This is a genomic window from Sphingomonas sp., from assembly GCF_041661885.1.
Classification (GTDB): domain Bacteria; phylum Pseudomonadota; class Alphaproteobacteria; order Sphingomonadales; family Sphingomonadaceae; genus Sphingomonas.
Window position 1 is genome coordinate 62,960 of the sequence record NZ_JBAZTL010000009.1, and the last position, 21,661, is coordinate 84,620.

Sequence of the window (21,661 nt, forward strand, 5' to 3'; positions counted from 1 at the left end):
AGCCTCTAACGTGCAGGGGATTAGCGTCAAGCATCGACGTGTCGCTTCGAGGCAATGATCGTGTCGCCAACGACCGCTCCTTTGCGTCGCGGCCATCTCGCGCCAGTTAATGCGAAGCGACCTCGGCAATTGACATCACGTCGCAACGCCGAGCAAGGGTTGGCGGATTCGGGGGGCCCAAATGACCAGTGCACAACCTACAGTGCTCGTGACCGGTGGTGCCGGCTACATCGGCAGCCATGCCTGCAAGGCGCTGGCCGCCGCTGGATATCTGCCGGTTGCGCTCGACAGCCTGGTTTATGGTCATGAATGGGCCGTGCAATGGGGACCGCTGGAGCAAGGCGACATTCTCGATCGTGCCTGGCTCGACCGGATCCTCCAGCAATATCGCCCGGCGGCGATCATGCATTTTGCGGCCTTCGCTTATGTGGGGGAATCGGTCACCAATCCCGGAAAATACTATCGCAACAACGTCGCGGGCACCCTGACGCTGCTCGAGGCGATGCGCGACAATGGCGTCGGTCGCTTTGTATTTTCGAGCACCTGCGCGACTTATGGTATCCCCGACACGGTCCCGATCGTCGAATCCACCATCCAGCAACCAATCAATCCCTATGGCGCCTCCAAGCTGATGGTGGAACGGATGTTGGCAGATTTCGAGGCCGCCCACGCGCTGCGCTGGATCGCGTTGCGCTATTTCAACGCCGCCGGCGCTGACCCGCACAACATGATCGGCGAAGCGCATGATCCCGAGACGCACCTCATTCCGCTGGCGCTCGATGCGGCGGCAGGGCGCGGCCCTGCGCTAACCGTGTTCGGGGACGATTATAACACCCGCGACGGCACCTGCATTCGCGATTATATTCACGTTACCGACCTTGCCCAGGCGCACGTGCTGGCGCTGACCGCGCTGGAGCGCGGCGAGGCATCGCAACCAATTAACCTGGGCAACGGAGCCGGGTTCACCGTGCGGGAAGTAATTGCCGCAGTCGAACGCGTAACCGGGCTTTCCGTACCCCACACCATCGGCCCCCGTCGTGCCGGGGACCCGCCTTCGCTCATCAGCGATGCCGAACGAGCCCGGACGACACTAGGTTGGCGACCGGCTTATGCCGACCTCGACCAGATCATCGCGACAGCGTGGGCCTGGCATCAGCGACGAATGTAACGCGGGCTACAAGCGTTACAAAGCTTCTCAGTCTGCGGTCACCCGGTCAACCCGACACTCGACGCTCGGAAGTCGGGGCGAGCCGCGCGATGCCGACTGAAGTATTCAGCTATAATAACAAGAATATAAGCCAATGCCATTGGCCACAGCACGAACATGGTGATGTTGCGCCCGAGATTGAATGTCAGGCCGATACCGAACAGAAACAGGCAAGCTCGTAAAATCGTACCTTGCGCCCACAAGCGAGCCAGAAAAGCGCACCAAAGCCCCATCAACGCCGCAGAAAAAATAGGGCCAAAGATAAAGCCAAACTCCAGCACCCCTTGACCAATCATTCCTGTCGAAATGGTCGCCACCACACCAATATCGCCGGAACCTCCACTAAATCCACGGGCGATCGCATAATCGATACCTATCAACGGTTTGTCGGCCCAAATTGCTCGTGGAATGATGTTGCCGAGCTCCTGCAAAATTCCCACACCAAAGGTCTGATTTAATATACCAGTCCTGATGAATCCAATACAATACGTTAATTCAGACGCCATATTTAGACCGGCGTGGCCTTTATCCTGCAAATTCTGCACCGTATCGAATCCAAAATTTCGGAATGTCACAATAAGTCGCATAGCTCTTTCAATAAAAATCCACGATGAAATAAGTAAAAATACCTTCCATACAGGACTAATTTTAGAAAAAATGAGATATGAAAAAATCATAGGCACAAATACGGCCAATGTTACGTTTCTGCTTCCTTGCAGAAAAGCGTATGGCCATGAAATTAAAATAACAAGGATGCATATTATTTGCATTCTTCGCTTTTTTAGCAAAGGCAGAAGCATTCCAAATGCTGCCAGAACCAAAATATAAAAATACCCGGCTAACGATACCGCGAAACCCAACGATCCCGCATCTGCGCCAGCCGCCCTTAACCACATTGAGTTCCCATTACGCGCCTCTACGGGAAAAAGGGCTGTAATAATATCTCCATTCAGCCTAAAAATACCAATAGAAAGGAGAGTCAACCAAAAAAAGATGATATACTTCAAAATACTGTCTGCAGGCAAATTATCCGATTCAATTTTATTTATCTTTTTAGGAGTCATCATTGAATAAAATAAAGTGGCCATGAAACGAAATGCTATTAAGAAAATCATTACCGCAACAAAGCTTGTACTAATCTCATCCGCAGAAAATGTATTCATCATGTCGACCGATTCAATCGGTTCTAGCATGTACCAACCAAGAACTGTCGCATAGATCATGAGCGCGGGCGCTGCCCATTTTTCACGCCACCGCAGACCCGCTTCAAAAACCAACGCAGCCAGAACCGCCAGGGCAAGCCAATAGCCGTCTGGTAGCGACCAAATAATCCCCAGATCACTCATCGCGACGCGATTCCCTTCTGATGCGAATCCGTGCCGAGCGCCCCGCGCAGAGACCGGTCGTTGATTTCAATCGCCAACATGAGTTCCGCCAGCACGCGTTGGAAACAATAATAGAGTCCCGCCCGACCGTCCCACACATATCCGCGCCAGAATAGCGTGTAGCCCAGCATGATGAAGGGAGCAGGCCAGCCGCGCTTCCGAAGACGGTCGATCCGCTTCAAGGTGGTGCGTTCGACCGACAACAGATGTTCAGCCTCCGCCTGTGCATAGCGAATCTGGCTTTGAAACCAGCGTCCGATCGGTTTGCGATCGTCATGCGCGATCTTGCCGGCAAGGGCATCCACCCTCCCCTCGACAAGCACGCGATGCCCGTGGCCGTCATTACGGTATCGCGCCAGCGAACGGCGATACAATACCGTGCGCGCTGGATATAGCGTGCTGCGCAATGGCGTGCCGAACACACAATAAACGAAATCGGCCATGAAACCTGCCACCGCGCTTGGCGGATCGAGCCGCGCGATTTCCCGTTGCAACGCCTCGCTCAGAACATAGTCGGCGTCGAGCGAAAGCACCCACTCGGTTTCAATTTGATCGAGTCCAAAATTGCATTGCTCTGCGAAACTGTCGAACGCGCGGTGGACGACCCGAACGCGCGGATGCGCGGCAAGAATGTCCAGCGTGCCATCGGTACTACCGCTATCGACCACCACGATCGAGCGCGCCCACGCCAGGGAATCAAGCGTGCGCGCGATGTTTTCCTTCTCGTTGAAGGTCAAAATAAGCGGCGTCACGAGCTGCGAGAAAGGGCCAGGATCAAGCAGATCGGTCATATTACGACCGTATCGGGCCTCGGCCCCTCCCGCAACAACCAGGCATAAACGTCGCGCATCTGCCGCGCGATCTGATCCCACGTATAATGTTGCGCAACCAACGCCCGGCCACACCGCCCGATCGCGCGGCGCGCTTGCTCGTCCAGACCGAAAAGATCACCCAACCCGCCCGCGATCGAATCCGCCGACGGGCCAACCTCGACCGCTGCACCTGCCTCGAACGGGGCGTGCAAATTGCAGGCACGCGTCATCGCCACCGGCAGTTCGTAGGCAAGCGCCTCCAGCACCGCCATCGGGAACCCCTCGCTGTGCGAGGCAAGCACGAAGGCATCGCTCGCCGCAAGCATCGCGGTCTTCTCGCGATCGTAGAGCGGGCCCGCAAACACCACGCGATCGGCGAAAGGGGAAGCGGCGGCGCGCGCCTTCAACGTGGCGAGATAGTCCTCCGGCCCCCAGCCAGCGATGACGAAACACCAATCGGGATGATGCGCCGCCGCCGCCAGGAAACCATCGAGGGTGGCCAGAACGTTCTTCTTGGGATGAATTCTGCTGAGATAGAGCAAAATCCGGCGCCCCTGGGCCTTTGCCGCGCGTGCGGCGGCGGGAGCATCCTGCAGGTCAATGCTGGTCAGATCGGGCAACGTCACCCCATTTGGAATAATACAGACCGGACCGTTGACGCCGAACGCCCGCGCAGATTGCAACTCCGCCTCGGTATTGACGTGCAAACACGCGGCATCGCGCAACGCGGCGCGTTCGTAGAAAAAGGCCGCAGCCCGCTTCTTCAGTTGCGCATTGCCGACCGCCCACGGTTCCAACATGCCGTTTGCCGTCGTTACATATGGGCCGCCCGTCCGCCGATGCCACTGGTGCGCGAGCACCGATGTGTACATCCACAGCGCGTGCAAATGCACGATGTCGGCATCGGCGGCGCGGAAAATGTCGCGCAATTGCGGCGAATAGCCAAAGCCGTGCGGCCCCCGCAACGCGCCCACATGCACCGGAATTTGGCGCCAGGCGGGCAAATCCTTGGCTGTTTCGCGGTCTATTACGCCATAGGCCGACACCGTCGTCTCGGGAATCTGGTCGAGCGCCAGCGCGAGTTCGCGCTCGATCTCGAAAATACCCCCGGCAATGCGCGAAAGCGACGGCGATAGGAAGGCGACCTTCATCGCAGCATCGCCGACAGCAACCCGCGGCCCACCAGCGTCGGGCGCGCCGGTGTTGCCACGGCAGCCACAACCGCTGTCCGCAGCCCGGTGCCGAATCGGTCGGGCGCGAACCCGGCAACGATCTCGGTGCTCCGTTGCCCCATTGTCGAAAGATCCTCTTTATGGGCAATGTCATAAAGGCGCTGAACCAGTGTTGGCCGGTTGGTCGGATCGAAGGTGAACCCGTTGCCGCCATCGACCACCAGATCGGCGCTACAACCGCAGCGTTCGGACACCAGTACCGGCAACCCCGCCGCCATCGCTTCGTTCACCACGAGCCCCCATTGTTCGGTTGTGCTGGGCAGCACGAAGGCACTGGCGAGGCCGTAATAAGTCGGCAACGCGTCATATTGTGCAAAACCGGCAAAGTGGACCGCGTCGGCAATCCCCAAATTACGGGCCTGCTCCTCCAACCCCGCGCGGAGCGGACCGTCGCCCGCAATAACCAGCGACCAGGCGGCCCCGGTCGGCGCCCGCCGCCGATACTCGGCCAGCGCATCCAGCAGGAAGGCGATGTTCTTTTTGTCGATCAGGCGACAACACGTCAGGAAAAAGCGTTCCGGCAGGCCAAGCGCGGCGCGCGCAACGCTCGGGTCGCCTCGTATCGCCGCCGCGCCTTGACGAAAATAGCCATTGTCAATCACGTCATAGCCGATGGAGATGCGCTCCGCTGGCATACCCAGCGCCGCCAAATATGCCGCCGCCCGGCTGCCCCCGGCAAGCCCGGCGGAACACAGCCCGACGATGTGGCGCTTTATCAACTCGCGCCACACATTTCTGCCGTGATCGGCTTCGTTGCTTTCGCTCATTACAACCACGGGCACCGCGTTGCGCAGCCCCCAGCGCAGCGCGGCAAGCCCAGCCTTGTCCGCCCAACCGGGTATCGCGATCGCATCCGGGGCGGCGCGTTCCAGCGCCTGCTCCATCGCTGCGGTGATGCTTGCCTGTTTCAACCCGCGGCTCGCCCCCGGGAACAGCGCGACGCGGTGCAAACCATGACTGTCAGGACGGTCCCACGCATAGTCTTCGGACTGGCCGCCCACTTCGATTGCGGTGACATCCATCCCGCACGCCGCAGCCGCCGACAAGCGCGCGATATGATATGGCCCAAAATTGTCGAAGATAATCGCCACGCGCGGGACGTTCGCTATGGCCGACATCGTCTCACCATCAGACATGGTCGCAATTCCGCATCGCTGCTCCAGTATGCACTATGAGACGGCAAATGCCGCGAAGGTTGCCTGGCACCGCCTCAAGCACGTCGCCCCCGCCAGCGCAACTCTCAAAACCGGTCGAGGGCGGGCCTGCAGGGGATGATTGCGTTGCGCCGCACAGGCTCTACAGCGCAGTCTACGCGGGGACAAACTGGTGCTCTATTGATGCTCGACCGACCGACAGCGCGAAACTGGATTTTTGCCCAGATTGGTGCCCGGCAGCGGTACTTCATCCCCCGTGCGCTGGACGCGGTCGGCGCGCTGGACCTGTTGATTACGGACGCATGGTATGCCCCGGGCCATCCGCTGGCGCGCACCGGGCGAATGCAGGGGCGCTTCAGCCCCGCGCTGCCTGCGACGCGCGTCTGGGCTCCCAATCTTGGTGGATTGATGTTCGAGGCGGGGCAACGAATCAACGGTGCCAGCGCGATCGAGCACATGATGGCGCGCAACGCCTGGTTTCAGCGGGTGGCGGTGAAACGATTGATGCGCGTTGCAAACGGGCCGCCCCGCGTCGTTTCCGGGTTCAGTTATGCGTCTCGCGATCTCTTTGCCTATGCCAAATCGCGCGGCTGGACGACCGTGCTCAACCAAATCGATCCCGGGCCGTTCGAAGAGGATCTCGTCGCCTCGCTGCACCCCGATACCGAAGTGCCGACCTGGCCCGCCCGATATTGGGCGGAGTGGCGCGCCGAAACCGAGCTGGCCGATGTTATCGTCGTCAATTCGGAATGGTCGCGCACGGCGTTGGTCGCGCGCGGCGTGCCGGATGCCAAAATCCGGATCATTCCGCTGGTCTATGACGGGATCGAACGCGCGCGAGTAAACCGCGCTTATCCCGCGGCTTTCTCGGCGGAGCGCCCCTTGCACGTTCTGTTCCTGGGGCAAGTGATCGTGCGCAAGGGCGTATTGCCGCTGTTCGAAGCGATCCGTTGGATCGACCCGACGACGCCGATCCATTTCGACTTTGTCGGCCCGGTCGATATGCCGATTCCCGATGATATTGCAGCCGACTCGCGCGTGTCGCTGCATGGATCGGTTCCGCAGGCCGAAGCCGATCATTATTATGATCGGGCCGACGTCTTCATCCTGCCAACCTATTCGGATGGCTTTGGCGTGACGCAAGTCGAAGCGAGGGCGCGGCAACTCCCGGTGATCGCATCGCGCAATTGCGGCGACGTGGTCCGCGACGGGGTCAATGGCCTGTTGCTGGACGACGTTACACCGGAGGCGATTCGCAAAGCCTTGCTGTGTTGCGTCGCAGACCCCGCGATGCTGCGCCGCATGGCAATGGCGGAGGACGATTCCGCCGATGAGGAAAGCATCGGCAAGGATTGGCTCGCGGTGCTCGATCCGCCCGCTTCCGCAGGGTAATTCACGCGTATCGCACCGTGAGGACTGGTTTTTGTCCTGTCACATCCGCTAAAGGCCACCTGTGGGTATTTTTAGCAGACTCTTCCAAATTACGCCGCGCAAAACGGACTTTGCAGTGCCGCCCAATACCCGTGCGTACGCCATTGGCGACGTGCACGGACGGCTGGACTTGCTGCGCGCGCTGCTCGACACGATCGAGCAAGACAGCCGCGATCGGCCGTGCCAGCGCGAATATATCGTCTTTCTGGGCGATCTGATTGACCGTGGGCCCGATAGCCGGGGCGTGCTGGACTTCCTGATCAAGGCAAAGGAATTTCTGCCCAACCCGATTTTCCTCGCAGGCAATCACGAGGAAATGCTGCTGCGCATCCTTGGCGCACACCCCGAAAAAATTCAGGACTGGCTCGCCTTTGGCGGGCAGGAGTGCATCGAAAGCTATGGCCTCGACGCAGACGAGATTCGCGATCTGGATTCGAAGCGCGCACAGGCACGGATTCAAGCGGTCATTCCCAAAGAACATCTGTCCTTCATCGAAGAGTTTGCCGACAGCTTCCTGCTCGGCGACTATCTGTTCGTCCATGCCGGCATCCGGCCCGGCGTGCCGATCGAGGAACAAACCGTGCAGGACCTGCACTGGATACGCGAAGACTTCCTCGACAGCCCTGCGCGCTTCCCCCACATGGTGGTTCACGGACACACCATTTCGACGGTGCCGGATCAGCAGGCCAACCGAATCGGGATCGATACCGGGGCCTATAACGGCGGCGCGCTGACCGCCCTGTGCGTCGAGGGCACCGATCGTCGGTTTCTGGAGGCTCGGCTCTAGCGCCGAAGGTCAACGCGTTCGATTTCCCATCGGGCGCGCGGCAAGACGATGCGCTCGCGGTCGCAGCAATTGTGTCATATTTTGGCGCTAGTGTCGGTGCTGCAACATGAAGATCGCGGCACCGATCGCGGCGCAGCGATTTTTTAACGATATTTTTCTACCCGCATCAACGCGTTGTACAAATAGCGCCTCGAAACACCCGGCCTGCTTCGTCCGCTTTGCGCAGACCGCATTTCGGAAAAGATGGAGGGAACTAAGGCCGCACTTTTGCGCTATTATCGATACAGCGCGTTGTGCAGGTGCGAGCGTTTATAGGGTGGACAAATTACGTAAGGAAAGCTATCCGCAAAGGGGTGAGCCTACTTCCACGCGGTTCAGGAGGAGACTGTATAATGAAATTTTCAAAGGTGACCGCCGCCATCGTGATGGCAAGCCTTTCCACTCCGCTGTTCGCGGCGTCGGAGCAGGCCGCTGGCACGCTGACCGCGGCTTCGCAGGGCACCGTCATTGCCCGCGACGGCAAGCTGATCCCGGCGCAGGCTGGTCAGGCTCTGTTCGCTGGCGATCGCGTTATCACGCGTGGTTCGGCCAAGGCTTCGGTTGCGATGCAGGGCTGCAAGGTTGCTCTGGCTCCGACCTCGATCCTTTCGGTTGGCACCACCGGCTGTGCAGCAGCGCAGTCGTTCACCGCAGCTCAGGATGGCGAAACCGCTGCCGGTGAAGCCGCTGGCGGTGGTTCGACCGGTTACATCATCGGTGGCCTGGCTCTTCTGGCAATTGGCGGCGGCGTTGCCGCTGCGACCAGCAACACCAGCACCAAGTCGGTTAGCCCCTAGTCTCTAGGGCCTGACGGCACAGTCTCGGGGGGTCGGACGCAAGTCCGGCCCCTTTTTGCATCGGTGCTTTGCTCGCGTGCGGATGGATGATGTGACTGACGGTGCGGGCGGTGCCGCGCCCTTTAACCAGCGCTACCGCGGGCGCGCTCAAGATACCAATCAACCGTTGTCGCCAAGCCCCGCGCAAAATCGATCTCGGCACGCCAGCCCAGTTCACGCTCGATCCGGCTTGGATCGATCGCGTAGCGCCGGTCATGGCCGGGTCGATCGGCAACCATCCGAATCAGTGCGCGATGCGGCGTGCCGTCGGGCAGCGGCATCTTACTGTCGAGCAAGTCGCAGATCCGGGTTACGACCGCGATGTTGCTGCATTCGGTGCGTCCACCGATTACATAGGTTTCCCCGACCACACCACAGCGCAACACCGTCTCCAGCGCCCGCGCATGATCCTCCACATGCAGCCAGTCGCGTACATTTTCGCCCGTGCCATAAACCGGTAACGTCTGCCCCGCCGCCGCTCGCATGATCGTCAGCGGAATCAGCTTTTCGGGGAATTGGTGCGGACCATAATTGTTGCTGCAGTTCGAAAGCACCACCGGCAACCCGTAAGTATGGTGCCAGGCACGGACGAGATGATCGGACGCCGCCTTGGACGCCGAATACGGGGATGACGGCCGATAGGGCGATGCTTCGTCAAACCGCGATGAATCGAACGGTAAATCGCCGAATACCTCGTCGGTCGAGACGTGGTGAAAGCGAAAGCGCGCTTTTGCTTCCCCGGTCAGGGTTCGCCAATGGTCGAGCGCCATTTCGAGCAGATGAAAGGTGCCGGTTACATTGGTTTCGACAAACACCGACGGCCCATCGATCGAGCGATCGACATGACTTTCGGCCGCCAGATGCATGACGCCATCGACCCGTTCCTCCGCCAGTATCCGCCCGACCAGCGCGCGGTCGCCAATGTCGCCCTGCACGAAGCGATAGCATGGCGACTGTTCGACCTCAGCCAGTGCGGAGAGCGACGCGGCATAGGTCAGCTTGTCGAGATTGATCACGCGCGTCCGCCCGCCGCGAACCAGATGGCGACAAACCGCCGAGCCGATGAAACCTGCCCCCCCGGTTACGAGTATGCAGCGATCATAGCCATCCGCCACAGCCGCAGGCGGCCTGCTCACGGCATTGCCCTGGCGCAGGCGCGCAGATAGGTGGCGTAGGCGGTCTTGCCCATCATGTCGGCGCGCGCCAGCACTTGCTCGGCATCGAGCCATCCCAGATCAAGCGCAACTTCCTCGGGACAGGCGATCTTGATCCCCTGCCGCCGTTCAATCGTCCGCACAAAGGAGGACGCATCGTGCAACGAATCATGCGTCCCCGTGTCGAGCCACGCATAACCGCGCCCAAGGCGGGTAACGGTCAGCGCATCCCGCGCGAGATAAGCCTTCAGGACGTCGACGATTTCAAGCTCACCCCGTGCCGACGGTTTCAACCCGCGTGCAATTTCGACCACGTCGGCATCACAGAAATACAACCCCGTCACCGCCCAATTGGTCTCGGGTAGGCGCGGCTTTTCCTCGATCCGTGTCACACGCCCGTCCGCCGGGTCGAATGACACGACGCCGTAGCGATCAGGATCATCGACGTGATATGCGAACACCGTCGCCCCCCCGGCCTGCGCTGCCTGGGCTGCGGCGCGGCACTTCGCCCCCAGCGCATCCCCGTGGAAGATATTGTCGCCAAGGATCAGTGCACACCCCTCCCCGGCCAGAAATTCGGCCCCAAGAATATAGGCTTGCGGCAGACCACCCGGTTCGGGTTGTTCGAGGTACGAAAGCGTGATGCCGAAGGCCGACCCATCGCCCAACAAAAGTTGAAACATCGGCAAATCGCGTGGTGTCGAAATAATCAGAATATCGCGAATACCCGCCAGCATCAGGACGGATAGCGGATAATAAATCATCGGCTTGTCGAACACGGGCAGCAATTGCTTCGACAGCGCCAACGTCGCGGGATAGAGGCGCGTGCCCGCACCTCCCGCCAGAATGATGCCCTTCATGCGCCCCTAGCCCATACCATTGCGCACTCGGTTTAATGCGCAATGGTTAAGGCTCTTTACCGCACGCATCGCGTCTATTTAAGCACATCCACGGCGAAGGCGCGGACGGTGTCGCCAATGTCGGCGCGGCCAAGCGCCACTGCGAGATTGGCCGTAACATACCCTGCTTTGTCCCCGCAGTCATAACGCTTGCCGTCGAAGGTCAGGCCGTGAAACGGTTGCTCTCCGATCATCCCCGCCATCGCGTCGGTCAACTGGATTTCGCCACCCGCTCCCTTGCCCTGCGTTTCGAGCACACGCATCACTTCGGGCTGGAGGATATAGCGACCGATGACCGACAGGTTGGACGGAGCCGTGCCCGCCGCCGGCTTTTCGACCAATCCGGTAACCTCGGTCAAAGCGCCCATTCGGGCACCGGGTGTGATGATGCCATACATGTGCGTCTGGTCATCGGGCACTTCCTGAGCGCAAATGACGTTACCGCCGACCTGCATATAGGCATCGACCATCTGCTTCAGGCAACCGGGCTTTCCGACCATGAAATCATCGGCGAGCAAAACCGCGAAAGGTTCGTCGCCGACAATATCACGCGCGCACCACACCGCGTGGCCAAGGCCCATCGGTTCTTGCTGCCGCACATAAGCGACTGCGCCGGGTTTGAGACGCGTGGCATCCAGGATCGACAGCGATTTGCCGCGCGCGGTCATCGTCGCTTCGAGTTCGTAGGCGATATCGAAATGGTCCTCGATCGCCGATTTGCCGCGACCGGTGACGAAAATCATTTGCTCGATTCCGGCTTCGAGCGCCTCATCCACCGCATATTGAATAAGCGGTCGATCGACGACCGGTAACATTTCCTTCGGCATCGCCTTGGTTGCGGGCAGAAAGCGGGTACCGAGGCCACCCACAGGGAAGACGGCTTTACGCAACGGGCGAACGGTCATTTTTCCTCCGAGATGACATCAGCAACCAAGGAATGGTTGTTACGCAGATAGCGCCCGCGCCAGATATTGCATCTGCTTAAATTGCGCCCCTGCGGCGTCAACGCGCCACCACAGCCCGTCACTGCCCCGGCGGAGCGGCCTTTGCCTGTTCGGGGTCAGCGCGTTGCTGCTGCCGCATTTGTTCAAACGTCGCTCGCGAAACGAAATCGATCAAATCGATGTCGAAGACCAGCACCGAGCCCGGTGGGATCGGCCCCGCGCCCGCCTCGCCATATCCCAGACTCGGTTTGATCCATACCCGATAGTGCGCGCCGCGCGGCATCGCTTTCAACGCCTCGGCAAAACCGGGCACCACCCCCGCGACCGGCAAGGGCGTGGGTTGCGCGCTCCGGTCGAAGATGGTGCCGTTGGTCAACTTGCCGACATAATTGATCAAGGTGACGTCCCCGTCCCCCGGCTTTTCGGTCCCGGCCCCGGGCTTTACCACCCGATATTGCAGGCCCGATGCGGTTTGGATGACGCCGCGAACGCGCGCGTTGGCAGCAAGGAACGCCTCCGCCGAAAGCGGGGCTGATGCCGCAGGTGCCGCGCGCCGCGGGAGCGGTTTGCGGGCTCGACCCTGTGCAACCCCGCCCGTCAGAACAACCGCCGCCAGGCCGACAGCAAATACGAACGAGCGCATCTCAGTGGCCAGTTGGCGGACCGCCAGCACCCGGGGGTATCATACCCTGCTGCTGCATCATCTGCTGCATTTGCTTGTATTTCAGTACCGGCATCGCATCGAGCAACTCGACATCAAAGACCAGCACGGCGTTGGCGGGAATCGGGCCGCCCGGCGGCACATGATCGCCATAACCCAGGCTTGGCTTGAGCCACAGGCGATATTTGCCGCCCTTGTTCATCAGCTTCAGCGCCTCGCTGAACCCGGGTACAACACCACCAACTTCGATCGGGGTCGGCTGTGGCGATTTGTCGAAGACCGTCCCGTTGAGCAGACGGCCCTCATAGAGGATCAGGACCACGTCCGCGTCGGTCGGGCTCGTTCCGGTGCCGGGCGTCAACACCTGATATTGCAGGCCCGACGGAGTCGTCACCACACCCTTTGCCCGCGCATTATGCGCGAGGAAGGCGGTGGCCGGATCGCTCGGGGTCTGGAACGCCAGCGCAACCGCCGCGACCAGCGCAACGGCGATGCCAAGCCACAGATACACCAAAATGCTCCGCTTCACGGGCTTTAGCGGGACAGCGGTGATCGACATGGTGGCTCCCGGGCAGGGGGTCGAGAAAGATAGGCAGGCAAAATCAGGTCGTGGCGGGCATCAGCGCCCGCCCGATCATGATCTTACCGTGCGCCGTCGCGTTCCATACGCTTGCGCTCGAGCTTGCGCGCGCGGCGAACGGCGGCGGCACGCTCACGAGCGCGCTTCTCGCTCGGCTTCTCATAGTGACGGCGCAGCTTCATCTCGCGATAGACGCCCTCACGCTGCAGCTTCTTCTTGAGCGCGCGCAGCGCCTGGTCGACATTGTTGTCGCGTACGATGATTTGCATAAACCCGAACAGCTCCGAATCGATAGAAAAGCGCCGCCGCGAACATGAGGTCCGCGTCGCAAGGCGTGCGCCCTACACGGCGAAGCCCGAAGTTTCAAGGCATACCGCACCTTTTACGTGACTTTGGGCCGGGGCGGTCTGTAAGCGGGCACAATGAGCAGCAGCCCCCTCACCTTCTATAACAGCCTCACGCGCTCGCTGGAGCCGTTCGTCCCGATCGATCCACGCCTGGTGCGGATCTACACCTGCGGGCCGACGGTCTATAACTATCAGCATATCGGCAACATGCGCGCCTTCCTGTTTGCCGATACGCTCGGGCGCGTGCTGCGCTGGAAGGGTTTCCCGACCAAGCATGTCATTAACATCACCGATGTCGGGCATTTGACCTCGGACGCCGATGCCGGTGACGACAAGATGGAAAAGGCCGCCGCCGCGCAGGCCAAGTCGATCTGGGAAATCGCCGCGCATTATACAGCGGCGTTCAAGGGAGACGTAGCGCGGCTCAACATCGACCCGCCCGCCGAATGGACCGTCGCCACCGACCACATCCCGCAAATGATCGAATTCGCCAGGCGAATCGAGCAGGATTGCTATCTCATCGAGGGCGGTCTGTATTTCGACACCACCCGCGTGCCCGATTATGGCAGCCTCGCGCGCGCGGTCTCCGATGCGGGCGAAAGCCGGATCGATCCGGTCTCGGGCAAGCGCCATCCGCACGATTTCGCGATCTGGCGGCGTTCTCCCCCCGGCGAACAACGGCAGATGGAATGGGATTCGCCGTGGGGCAAGGGCGCGCCCGGCTGGCATCTCGAATGCTCGGTGATGAGCCTGCAGCATCTTGGCCACCCGTTCGACATCCACACCGGCGGGATCGACCACCGCGAGATCCACCATCCCAACGAAATCGCGCAGAATCAGGCGTTTTGCCGTTGCGACGATACCGGCGCGCGGCTGTGGATGCACAATAACTTCCTGGTGGATCGCGGCGGCAAGATGTCCAAGTCTACGGGTCAGTTCCTGCGCTTGCAGACGCTGGTCGATGCGGGCTTTCATCCGCTCGCCTACCGCATGATGTGCCTGCAGGCGCACTATCGCAGCGAGTTGGAATTTACGTGGGAGAACCTTGCCGCCGCCTTCACGCGGCTGAAGCGGCTGGTGATCGCGCGCGATGGCTTGCGCGCGCGCGATGACGGCACGCGGGAGGGCGATGCCGAACCGTATCTGGCGCGACTGGAGGAAGCGGTCGGCGATGATCTGGGCACCCCGCGTGCGCTGCCGGTGCTGGATGAGCTGCTGGCGGACAAGCGCCTGTCGCCCGCGACTCGGTTGCAGGCGCTCGGCGATTTCGATGCGGTGCTTGGCCTCAATCTCACCACGCTGACCCGCACCGAATTGCGCGTGCGCCCGGTGACCGCGATCGTGACCGAAGCCGAAATCGACGCGCAGCTCGCCGCCCGAAAAGAAGCGCGTGCGGCGAAGAACTTCGCCCGATCAGACGAAATTCGCGATGCGCTTGCCGCTGCCGGAGTCGAGGTGATGGATGGTGATGCGCTGGCCTGGGACTGGAAATTGGCGCTCTGAACACCCCCCTTTTCTTCCGCCCGGCGCGCGTTAAGCTTGCCCGCACATCAGGCGGGGGAATAGATCATGCAGGGACGCGTGCTGGGTTTCGACACCCATTCGGGCGAAGGGATGATTTCATCGGAGAATGGCCAGCGTTATCCCTTTCGCACCGAGGATTGGCGTCAGCGCGTACCGCCACAACCCGGACAGAGGGTCGATTTCGAAGCCTTTCAAGATCATGCGAAGGCAATTTATGTCATCGGCGGCGGCAGCACGATGGTGGCCGACAAGAACCGCATCGTTGCCGCGCTGCTTGCCTTTTTCCTTGGCGGATTCGGCATTCACAAATTCTATCTGGGCAAGACCACTGCCGGCGTCATCATGCTGCTGTGCGGCACGATCGGCTGGTTCCTGATTTTGCCCGGAGCCATCAACGCGCTGGTCGCCTTTGTCGAATTCATCATTTACCTCATCACCCCGGATGAAGCGTTCCAGCACAAATATGTCGAGGGCGACGCATCCTGGTTCTGATTGCCCCAAGTGATGGTACTGGAGAGGAAAATTCCATGAAGGCCGTTCTCCCCGCCCTAGCGCGCGCTTTGCTGGAGCCGCGTCTGCCAGCGGGGCTGGACGTGACCTGGGTCATGACGCGCGAGGAAGCGACGACCGCAATGGCCGATGCCGAAATCGGCTGGGTCGACCTCTATCCCCACGGGCTGACCCCGGAAGCCGTGGCGGCGGGCGCATCGCTCAAATGGCTGTTCACCGCGATCGCCGGGGTCGAGTCGCTCGATTTGCCGACACTCGCCGCGCGCGGGACGGTGGTCACCAACGGTGCCGGCATCAATGCCATCGCGGTTGCCGAATATGCCGTGCTCGGCATTCTTGCCGCCGCTAAGCGCTTCGACAGGGTGGTGCGCAGCGCCGACCGCCACGAATGGCCCGATTATGCGCCGGGGCGCCTCGAACTGTTCGACACAGCCGCGCTGATCGTCGGCTATGGTGCGATCGGGCGCTTGATCGGCGAACGGCTGGCCGCCTTCGGTGTCGCGGTCACGGGGGTAACCCGCTCGGGCCAGGGCGGCACGCTGACGCCCGATGCGTGGAAAGCGCGGCTCGGCGATTTCGACTGGGTGGTCCTCGCCGCCCCCTCGACCGACGCGACCAAGACGCTGATCGGCGCGGACGAGCTCGCCGCGATGAAACCCGACGCCTGGCTCATCAACATCGCGCGCGGCGACATGGTCGATCAGGACGCGCTGCTCGAAGCGCTGACCAAAAAGACGATCGCCGGGGCGTTCCTCGACACCGTCACGCCCGAGCCGCTGCCCGCCGACCACCCCTTATGGTCCGCGCCCAACACGATCCACAGCATGCACCTGTCGGGCCGCAGCCAGACCAAAATGTTCCAGCGCGCCGCCGCCTTGTTCCTGCGCAACCTCGATGCATTCCTGGCGGGCAAGCCAATGGAGAATGTCGTGGATTTGGGGGCTGGGTATTAAGGGGCCTGATTCATAGCGTCAGGAAGAAATTGCCCAATAGCGGTCGCGACAATAACGTGCTTAGTCGCACCGATGCGCCATTGGACCACCCGCTTTATTGTACTCGCTACGCTTGCGGCGACGACACTGCTCGGCGGTTGCCATCGGCCCGTTTCTAATTTAGCGACGTTGCAGACGGTTGAAACCGAAGCCAGATTATTGATGGCGACACACCCCGCCGAGTCTTCGCGGTATTATACCCAAGTTCCGCAGAACCAATGGCCTGCTGCCATCGCGAGCCTTCACCCAGAGAGCGTGACGGTCCATACGTGGGGCGTCGATGTCCTTATCAAATCCTATTTCGACGGAGGATGGGGCTATCACGTTGCCAAGCAACGCCGTGATCTGCCGATGCTCGGTGAATGCTATTCAGCGGTCAGCAAGGGCGTGTTCTGGCATGGTCCATGTTGATAAATTCGACGACCGCTTCCCACCAACTCGCGACACGGCCGCCCCGCCGCACCCGCCCAGTTGCGGTCGGTAGCCATGACGGATAATCTGGATTTGGTAGATGTATATTAAAGGGGCGTCGAATGACTTGGCGTAGAGCCGCGTTGCTAGCGATTATCCCGTGGGTAATCCTCGTCGCGACGATATTTGCCTACCATGTCTGGGATGGGATGCAGGCATATTATGGCTGGCAAAATTATGCGTGGCGCATGACCCAAGTTGCCATCGTACTCTACGCAGGTTGCACATGGGCGCTTCGTTCCAGCCGCCCATACACCCCGAAGGTGCGCACTACTCCATAGGTGCGATACGTGGAACGGCAGCTTCCCACCAATCCCTCTCGCCCCACTTCATCCCAAATCCCAATTTACCCCGTCCAGGAAAATTCCCGCTTGCCGCACTTACCCCAATTGGGTAATGGGCCGCCCATGACGACGATGGCCGGCCTCAAGATCAAGCACTTTCGCGAAGAGCGCGCGCTCAGCCGGGCGGCGTTCGGGGCGTGGTACGGCGCACCCGGCTCCACCGTCCAGGGCTGGGAAGAAGAGGGCAAGCGCGCCAGCGGCCCGGTCGTCAATCAGATCGCGGCCAATGGCATCGCCACCCATGCCGATTGGTACATTTCGATTCGCACGGAGAATGACATGAGCAGTTGGGCCCCCGATAGCTGGACGCGCGCCGATGCCCGCCAGATGCCCACTTATCCCGACGCGGCGGCGCTGGACGCGGCGACCGACACGCTCGCCAGCTTCCCGCCTTTGGTGTTTGCGGGCGAAGCGCGCAACCTCACCGCGGATCTCGCGCGCGTCGCCGAGGGCAAGGCATTCCTGCTGCAAGGCGGGGATTGCGCCGAGAGCTTTGCCGAGCACAGCGCCAACACCATCCGCGACACCTTCCGCGTCATTCTGCAAATGGCGGTGGTGCTGACCTTCGCGTCGAAGCTGCCGACGGTGAAGCTGGGCCGCATGGCGGGGCAATTCGCCAAGCCGCGCTCGTCCGATGTCGAAGTGCAGAACGGCGTGGAATTGCCCGCCTATCGTGGTGACATCGTCAACGATATCGAGTTCACGCCCGAAGGTCGCCTGCCCGATCCGCAGCGGATGATCCGCGCGTACAGCCAGTCGGCGGCGACGCTCAATCTGCTGCGTGCCTTTGCTGGCGGCGGCTATGCTAATCTCGCGCAAGTGCATCGCTGGACGCTCGATTATATGGGCCGCAGCCCGTGGGCCAAGAAATATGCCGAAACCGCCGATCGTATCGGCGAAGCACTCGACTTCATGGCGGCGTGCGGGATCAGCCCCGAAACCGTCCCGCAACTGGCGCAGACGCGCTTCTACACCAGCCATGAGGCGCTGCTGCTGCGCTACGAACAGGCGCTGACGCGGCAGGATTCGCTGACGGGTGACTGGTACGACACCAGCGCGCACTTCCTGTGGATCGGCGATCGCACGCGCTTCGAAGGCAGCGCGCATGTCGAATATCTGCGCGGCATCGGCAATCCGATCGGCATGAAGTGCGGCCCGAGCCTTGAGCCCGACGCGCTGTTGCGCCTGCTCGACACGCTCAACCCCAACCGCGTGCCCGGCCGCATGACGCTGATTACGCGCTATGGCCATGATAAGATCGAGGCGGGCCTGCCCAAATTGGTGCGCGCGGTGCTGCGCGAAGGGCATCCGGTGGTGTGGAGCTGCGATCCGATGCACGGCAATACGGTGAAGGCAGCGACGGGCTATAAGACGCGCCCGTTCGACCGCATCCTGGCCGAAGTGCGCGGCTTCTTTGCGGTTCACCGCGCGGAAGGCTCAATCGCGGGCGGTATTCATGCCGAGATGACCGGGCAGAATGTCACCGAATGCACCGGCGGCGCGGTCGACGTGACCGAGCAATCGCTCGCCGATCGCTATCACACGCATTGCGATCCGCGGCTCAACGCGGGCCAGTCGATCGAGCTCGCTTTCCTGCTTGCGGAAATGCTGAACGTGGAAATGGCGGAACGGCGGCGCGCGGCGGCGTGAGCCCCCGCGCGCTCCGCGCCCGTTAAAGCGCGCTGCGTCCCTGAAGCAGGCGCACCACCACCACGACGACGATGGTCCACAGCATCGGAAATCCTCCCATTACGCCACTCCGCAGATGCAGGCGGTATCGGCTAGGGAAACGCCCGCTCGCCGGGCAGGTTCCGCCGACATGGCACGTCGCTTGACGCAAGGGAACGGGATCGGTAAGGCCGCTCCTCCGCCTCACGGCCCCTTCGTCTAGCGGTTAGGACGTCGCCCTCTCACGGCGAAAGCACGAGTTCGATTCTCGTAGGGGTCACCATAGCAATCAGCTGTGGCGTTTTTACGCGCGTTCTCAGTGACTTAGGGTTCGATCGCTCCTTTTGCCTTTAAACGCCTCTTCTGCCTCCATCATAAACATCTGAAATCACTGTATTTTTCTGGGTGAGCAGTTCGATTCCTGTAAGTCCCTTGTAGATAATCCTTCCTACGGATTTTCCTTGGGATGCACGCGCCCTCCCCTGGCAAAATGATGTGTATGAGGCTGATCGTTCGCCTCGTGCGCTACAATCTCAGCCATGGTTATGAACCGAATTGGCATCACATTCACCCATCTACCGTCAGCTCTTGGCGTTGTTTTATCTTCCCGAGGAATCGCCGCACTCTTCGTAAAAGCAAAGTGACCCATCTGGTTTTTGCCCGCAATAGGTAGGGCACTCTAGTGCCGACGCATGCACTATAGAGCCCAAATCGGCATTGAGATGCCGGTGACGCACCAGAATTGCTGAGCGCCTACCATGCCTGACAACGCCCCCTTTCGGCCACGCTGTCAATCGGGGTCCAAAAAGAGACCCCCTTCGTCGAGCGGCGTGACGGTTATGATGGGCGCACCATTCGCGCTGTTTGCGGCGTAGGGCGGGCGTAGCCCGACCGGAGCGCAACCAGCGCGAAGCGTTCTCTGTCGGATGCTCCCGGCGTCAGCTGCGGTGCTTGAAGCGCCAGCTGTCGTTGCCGGTTTCGACGATGGCCACGCAGCAGGGATCCACTGCAAGGGACCCAGGATTCGGCCGTCATCGAGTATTTCTCGAAACATTTCGCACCGAAGGCATGACAGATCGCGCCGATTTGTCGCGTAGCAGAGGAATGAATGACCAAGGATCTCGGGGAAGCCTCATAAACGTTGCAAAAGGCTCTTGATGGAAATCATGCAAAACTCGATCGCCCATGAGGTTTGAACCGGCGTAAGTTGGGGCTGCGGGGCGGCACCTGCGCCGTGCGCGTCTGGATTGCGGACGTCTGCGAAGAAACGTTTCAGCATCTCCGCTTCCCACGGCTCGATAAACCGACCGTTTCGTGCACTGACCAGTGTATCGATCACGTTTGCCGCTCCGCGTTCGCGACCTGTAAGCCAGCCCTTCTGGCCGCTAATGATCTTCACCGTACTTTCGAGAGCGCGCGCGGCGTAAAGTGCGGGATTGGGGCCACCATTGTCGCGAAGTGCGAGGGCTTGTTGCATGTCAGTTCGGACATTATCCCAGCGAGCATCGACGATGAGATCCCAGAAGGGGTCATGGACGGCCTGTTCCACGGCCGGACCATCCGACGGGTCGAACCTGCCATTGCGATAGATGAGGCGTAGTGACTGGGCCTGGAGCATGTCGGAGATTGTCGCCGCGACTGGCGCCAGGCGCGGCCCGAACCGCGGCTCAGCCGCACACAGGAGTAACTCGAGGAAACTCAATCGCTCGACGGCGGGCTGGCGCCGGTTTGTCAGATAGTTGAGCGCGTCCTCGGCGTAGCAGTCATCATCGTCGATGATGTGGCGCGTGTATGAGAATAAGGCCTGGCGTCCCAACGCCATCGCCGCGGCATCATGTGCTTCGATGACGATCTCGTTCATCGCGCTAAAGCGCATGAAGTTGTAGCCTGACATCAACGGCTCGAACACGGCGCGCTTCATCAGCACCGCTGCGGACGAGAGAAAACGCTCGATCGCGTCGGCGGGGGAACCGGAAAAAGGGTCGATCCCGCGAACCCGGTTGGCAAAACAGCTAGTCTCGAACTGCAATTGAATGCTCCGGTCGGTTGGTCGGGCAACTTCTGGGCGGTTTGAACGGTCAGGCTGCATCTGGCGGATGAAGCCGGAGTTCCAGCGCCTGGTGATAGTCGTCGATCTCGTGCTGGAGTATGTCATCCGCAGTGCCGAGCAGTGCGGCGAGCCTGTTCCAATAGCCTATGTCGGCGTCGCTATGCCCGCCGCCGAGAAGAGCGTCGACAAGATACCTCCGCATGCGCCCGATCTCACCGCCATCGTCATGAAGATCGCGGATCGCGCGGATCGTGACCTCATGGAGCGTCTCGATGACACCGGGATCGATGCGCTGGGAATTGACCACGGTAGCCAGAACGCTGCCGAGCGCGAGCGCAGCCGCGTGCGGGATCGTGCCCGGAAACCGCTCTCGCTCCGGAAAATTGCGATGCGGCGACTGGTCGGGCAAATGCTCGAAAAGCGAAACCCAGCCTTTCAGGTGCTGGACGAGTTCATAGAGCAAGCGGGCCGCGCGGATCGGAAATTCCGCGGTTCGGTCGATCCCCTCTGACCTGCCCCCCGTTGGTTCCCTCGATCTGATGTAGAGTCTGCCCGCTGGAAGGAGCAGACGAATGAGGAAGAGCCGTTTCACCGAGGAACAGATCATCGGGATGATCAAGGAGCAGGAAGCCGG

At 60.8% G+C, this 21,661-nt stretch carries 20 protein-coding genes, 1 tRNA gene and 1 pseudogene; 10 read left to right on the plus strand and 12 right to left on the minus strand.

The annotated features are described in order from the left end of the window. The first annotated feature begins 181 nt into the window (after positions 1-181). Complete coding sequence (gene galE, locus WC704_RS15960; RefSeq protein WP_372891674.1) at positions 182-1,168, plus strand: UDP-glucose 4-epimerase GalE; 987 nt, start codon at positions 182-184, stop codon at positions 1,166-1,168. Between the two features lie 38 nt (positions 1,169-1,206). Here galE and WC704_RS15965 read toward each other — a convergent pair whose 3' ends face one another. Genes WC704_RS15965 through WC704_RS15980 form a run of 4 tightly spaced genes read right to left on the minus strand, consistent with a single transcriptional unit; the run spans position 1,207 to position 5,754 of the window. Next, positions 1,207-2,553 carry a hypothetical protein gene (locus WC704_RS15965; protein WP_372891676.1) on the minus strand — a complete coding sequence of 449 codons (1,347 nt, stop codon included), beginning with the start codon at positions 2,551-2,553 and terminating at the stop codon, positions 1,207-1,209. Continuing rightward, on the minus strand, positions 2,550-3,383 hold the full coding sequence (locus WC704_RS15970; RefSeq protein ID WP_372891678.1) for a glycosyltransferase family 2 protein: 834 nt from the start codon (positions 3,381-3,383) through the stop codon (positions 2,550-2,552). The genes WC704_RS15965 and WC704_RS15970 overlap by 4 nt, the downstream gene beginning before the upstream one ends. After that, a complete protein-coding gene (locus WC704_RS15975; RefSeq protein ID WP_372891680.1) occupies positions 3,380-4,555 on the minus strand; it encodes a glycosyltransferase in 1,176 nt (391 codons plus the stop codon). The genes WC704_RS15970 and WC704_RS15975 overlap by 4 nt, the downstream gene beginning before the upstream one ends. After that, a complete protein-coding gene (locus WC704_RS15980; RefSeq protein WP_372891682.1) occupies positions 4,552-5,754 on the minus strand; it encodes a glycosyltransferase in 1,203 nt (400 codons plus the stop codon). Before WC704_RS15980 ends, WC704_RS15975 begins: the two co-directional genes overlap by 4 nt. Positions 5,755-5,973: 219 nt before the next feature. On the opposite strand from WC704_RS15980, the gene WC704_RS15985 reads away from it, so the two are divergent. The 3 genes from WC704_RS15985 to WC704_RS15995 all read left to right on the plus strand — a co-directional run bounded on the left by WC704_RS15985 (position 5,974) and on the right by WC704_RS15995 (position 8,844). Further along, on the plus strand, positions 5,974-7,182 hold the full coding sequence (locus WC704_RS15985) for a glycosyltransferase family 4 protein (RefSeq protein WP_372891686.1): 1,209 nt from the start codon (positions 5,974-5,976) through the stop codon (positions 7,180-7,182). Positions 7,183-7,297: 115 nt separating this feature from the next. Further along, positions 7,298-8,008, plus strand: a complete 711-nt coding sequence (locus WC704_RS15990) for a metallophosphoesterase (protein WP_372891688.1) — start codon at positions 7,298-7,300, stop codon at positions 8,006-8,008. 392 nt (positions 8,009-8,400) lie between these two features. After that, positions 8,401-8,844 (plus strand): hypothetical protein, encoded by a 444-nt coding sequence (locus WC704_RS15995; protein WP_372891690.1) that lies wholly within the window; start codon positions 8,401-8,403, stop codon positions 8,842-8,844. Between the two features lie 122 nt (positions 8,845-8,966). Here the strand turns inward: WC704_RS15995 and rfbB are convergent, their stop codons facing one another. The 6 genes from rfbB to rpsU form a co-directional block, all read right to left on the minus strand. Continuing rightward, entirely contained in the window at positions 8,967-10,019 is a 1,053-nt protein-coding gene (rfbB, locus tag WC704_RS16000) for a dTDP-glucose 4,6-dehydratase (protein ID WP_372891692.1), read from the minus strand. Further along, a complete protein-coding gene (rfbA, locus tag WC704_RS16005; protein WP_372891694.1) occupies positions 10,016-10,897 on the minus strand; it encodes a glucose-1-phosphate thymidylyltransferase RfbA in 882 nt (293 codons plus the stop codon). The genes rfbB and rfbA overlap by 4 nt, the downstream gene beginning before the upstream one ends. Before the next feature lie 74 nt (positions 10,898-10,971). Further along, positions 10,972-11,841, minus strand: coding sequence for a UTP--glucose-1-phosphate uridylyltransferase GalU (gene galU, locus WC704_RS16010; protein WP_372891696.1), 870 nt, complete (start codon positions 11,839-11,841; stop codon positions 10,972-10,974). 118 nt (positions 11,842-11,959) lie between these two features. Beyond that, entirely contained in the window at positions 11,960-12,523 is a 564-nt protein-coding gene (locus tag WC704_RS16015) for an FKBP-type peptidyl-prolyl cis-trans isomerase (RefSeq protein WP_372891698.1), read from the minus strand. 1 nt (position 12,524) lies between these two features. Continuing rightward, on the minus strand, positions 12,525-13,100 hold the full coding sequence (locus WC704_RS16020) for an FKBP-type peptidyl-prolyl cis-trans isomerase (protein ID WP_372891700.1): 576 nt from the start codon (positions 13,098-13,100) through the stop codon (positions 12,525-12,527). Positions 13,101-13,183: 83 nt separating this feature from the next. Beyond that, positions 13,184-13,390, minus strand: a complete 207-nt coding sequence (rpsU, locus tag WC704_RS16025) for a 30S ribosomal protein S21 (RefSeq protein ID WP_010162663.1) — start codon at positions 13,388-13,390, stop codon at positions 13,184-13,186. A 153-nt stretch (positions 13,391-13,543) separates the two neighbouring features. Between rpsU and cysS the strand changes: the two genes are divergently transcribed. The 6 genes from cysS (at position 13,544) to WC704_RS16055 (ending at position 19,260) form a co-directional block, all read left to right on the plus strand. Beyond that, positions 13,544-14,971, plus strand: coding sequence for a cysteine--tRNA ligase (cysS, locus tag WC704_RS16030; protein WP_372891703.1), 1,428 nt, complete (start codon positions 13,544-13,546; stop codon positions 14,969-14,971). A 66-nt stretch (positions 14,972-15,037) separates the two neighbouring features. Further along, on the plus strand, positions 15,038-15,484 hold the full coding sequence (locus tag WC704_RS16035; protein ID WP_372891705.1) for a TM2 domain-containing protein: 447 nt from the start codon (positions 15,038-15,040) through the stop codon (positions 15,482-15,484). Between the two features lie 35 nt (positions 15,485-15,519). Beyond that, a complete protein-coding gene (locus WC704_RS16040; RefSeq protein ID WP_372891707.1) occupies positions 15,520-16,455 on the plus strand; it encodes a D-2-hydroxyacid dehydrogenase in 936 nt (311 codons plus the stop codon). A gap of 72 nt (positions 16,456-16,527) precedes the next feature. Continuing rightward, on the plus strand, positions 16,528-16,905 hold the full coding sequence (locus WC704_RS16045; protein ID WP_372891709.1) for a hypothetical protein: 378 nt from the start codon (positions 16,528-16,530) through the stop codon (positions 16,903-16,905). Positions 16,906-17,372: 467 nt separating this feature from the next. Further along, complete coding sequence (locus tag WC704_RS16050; RefSeq protein ID WP_372891711.1) at positions 17,373-18,959, plus strand: class II 3-deoxy-7-phosphoheptulonate synthase; 1,587 nt, start codon at positions 17,373-17,375, stop codon at positions 18,957-18,959. A 226-nt stretch (positions 18,960-19,185) separates the two neighbouring features. Continuing rightward, a tRNA-Glu gene (locus tag WC704_RS16055) sits at positions 19,186-19,260 on the plus strand. A gap of 849 nt (positions 19,261-20,109) precedes the next feature. Here the strand turns inward: WC704_RS16055 and WC704_RS16060 are convergent. Then, the gene (locus tag WC704_RS16060; protein WP_372891713.1) at positions 20,110-21,006 is read right to left on the minus strand and encodes a hypothetical protein; all 897 of its coding nucleotides are present in this window, start codon (positions 21,004-21,006) and stop codon (positions 20,110-20,112) included. Positions 21,007-21,055: 49 nt separating this feature from the next. Next, positions 21,056-21,661 (minus strand): annotated as a pseudogene (locus WC704_RS16065) (hypothetical protein); the annotation flags it as partial.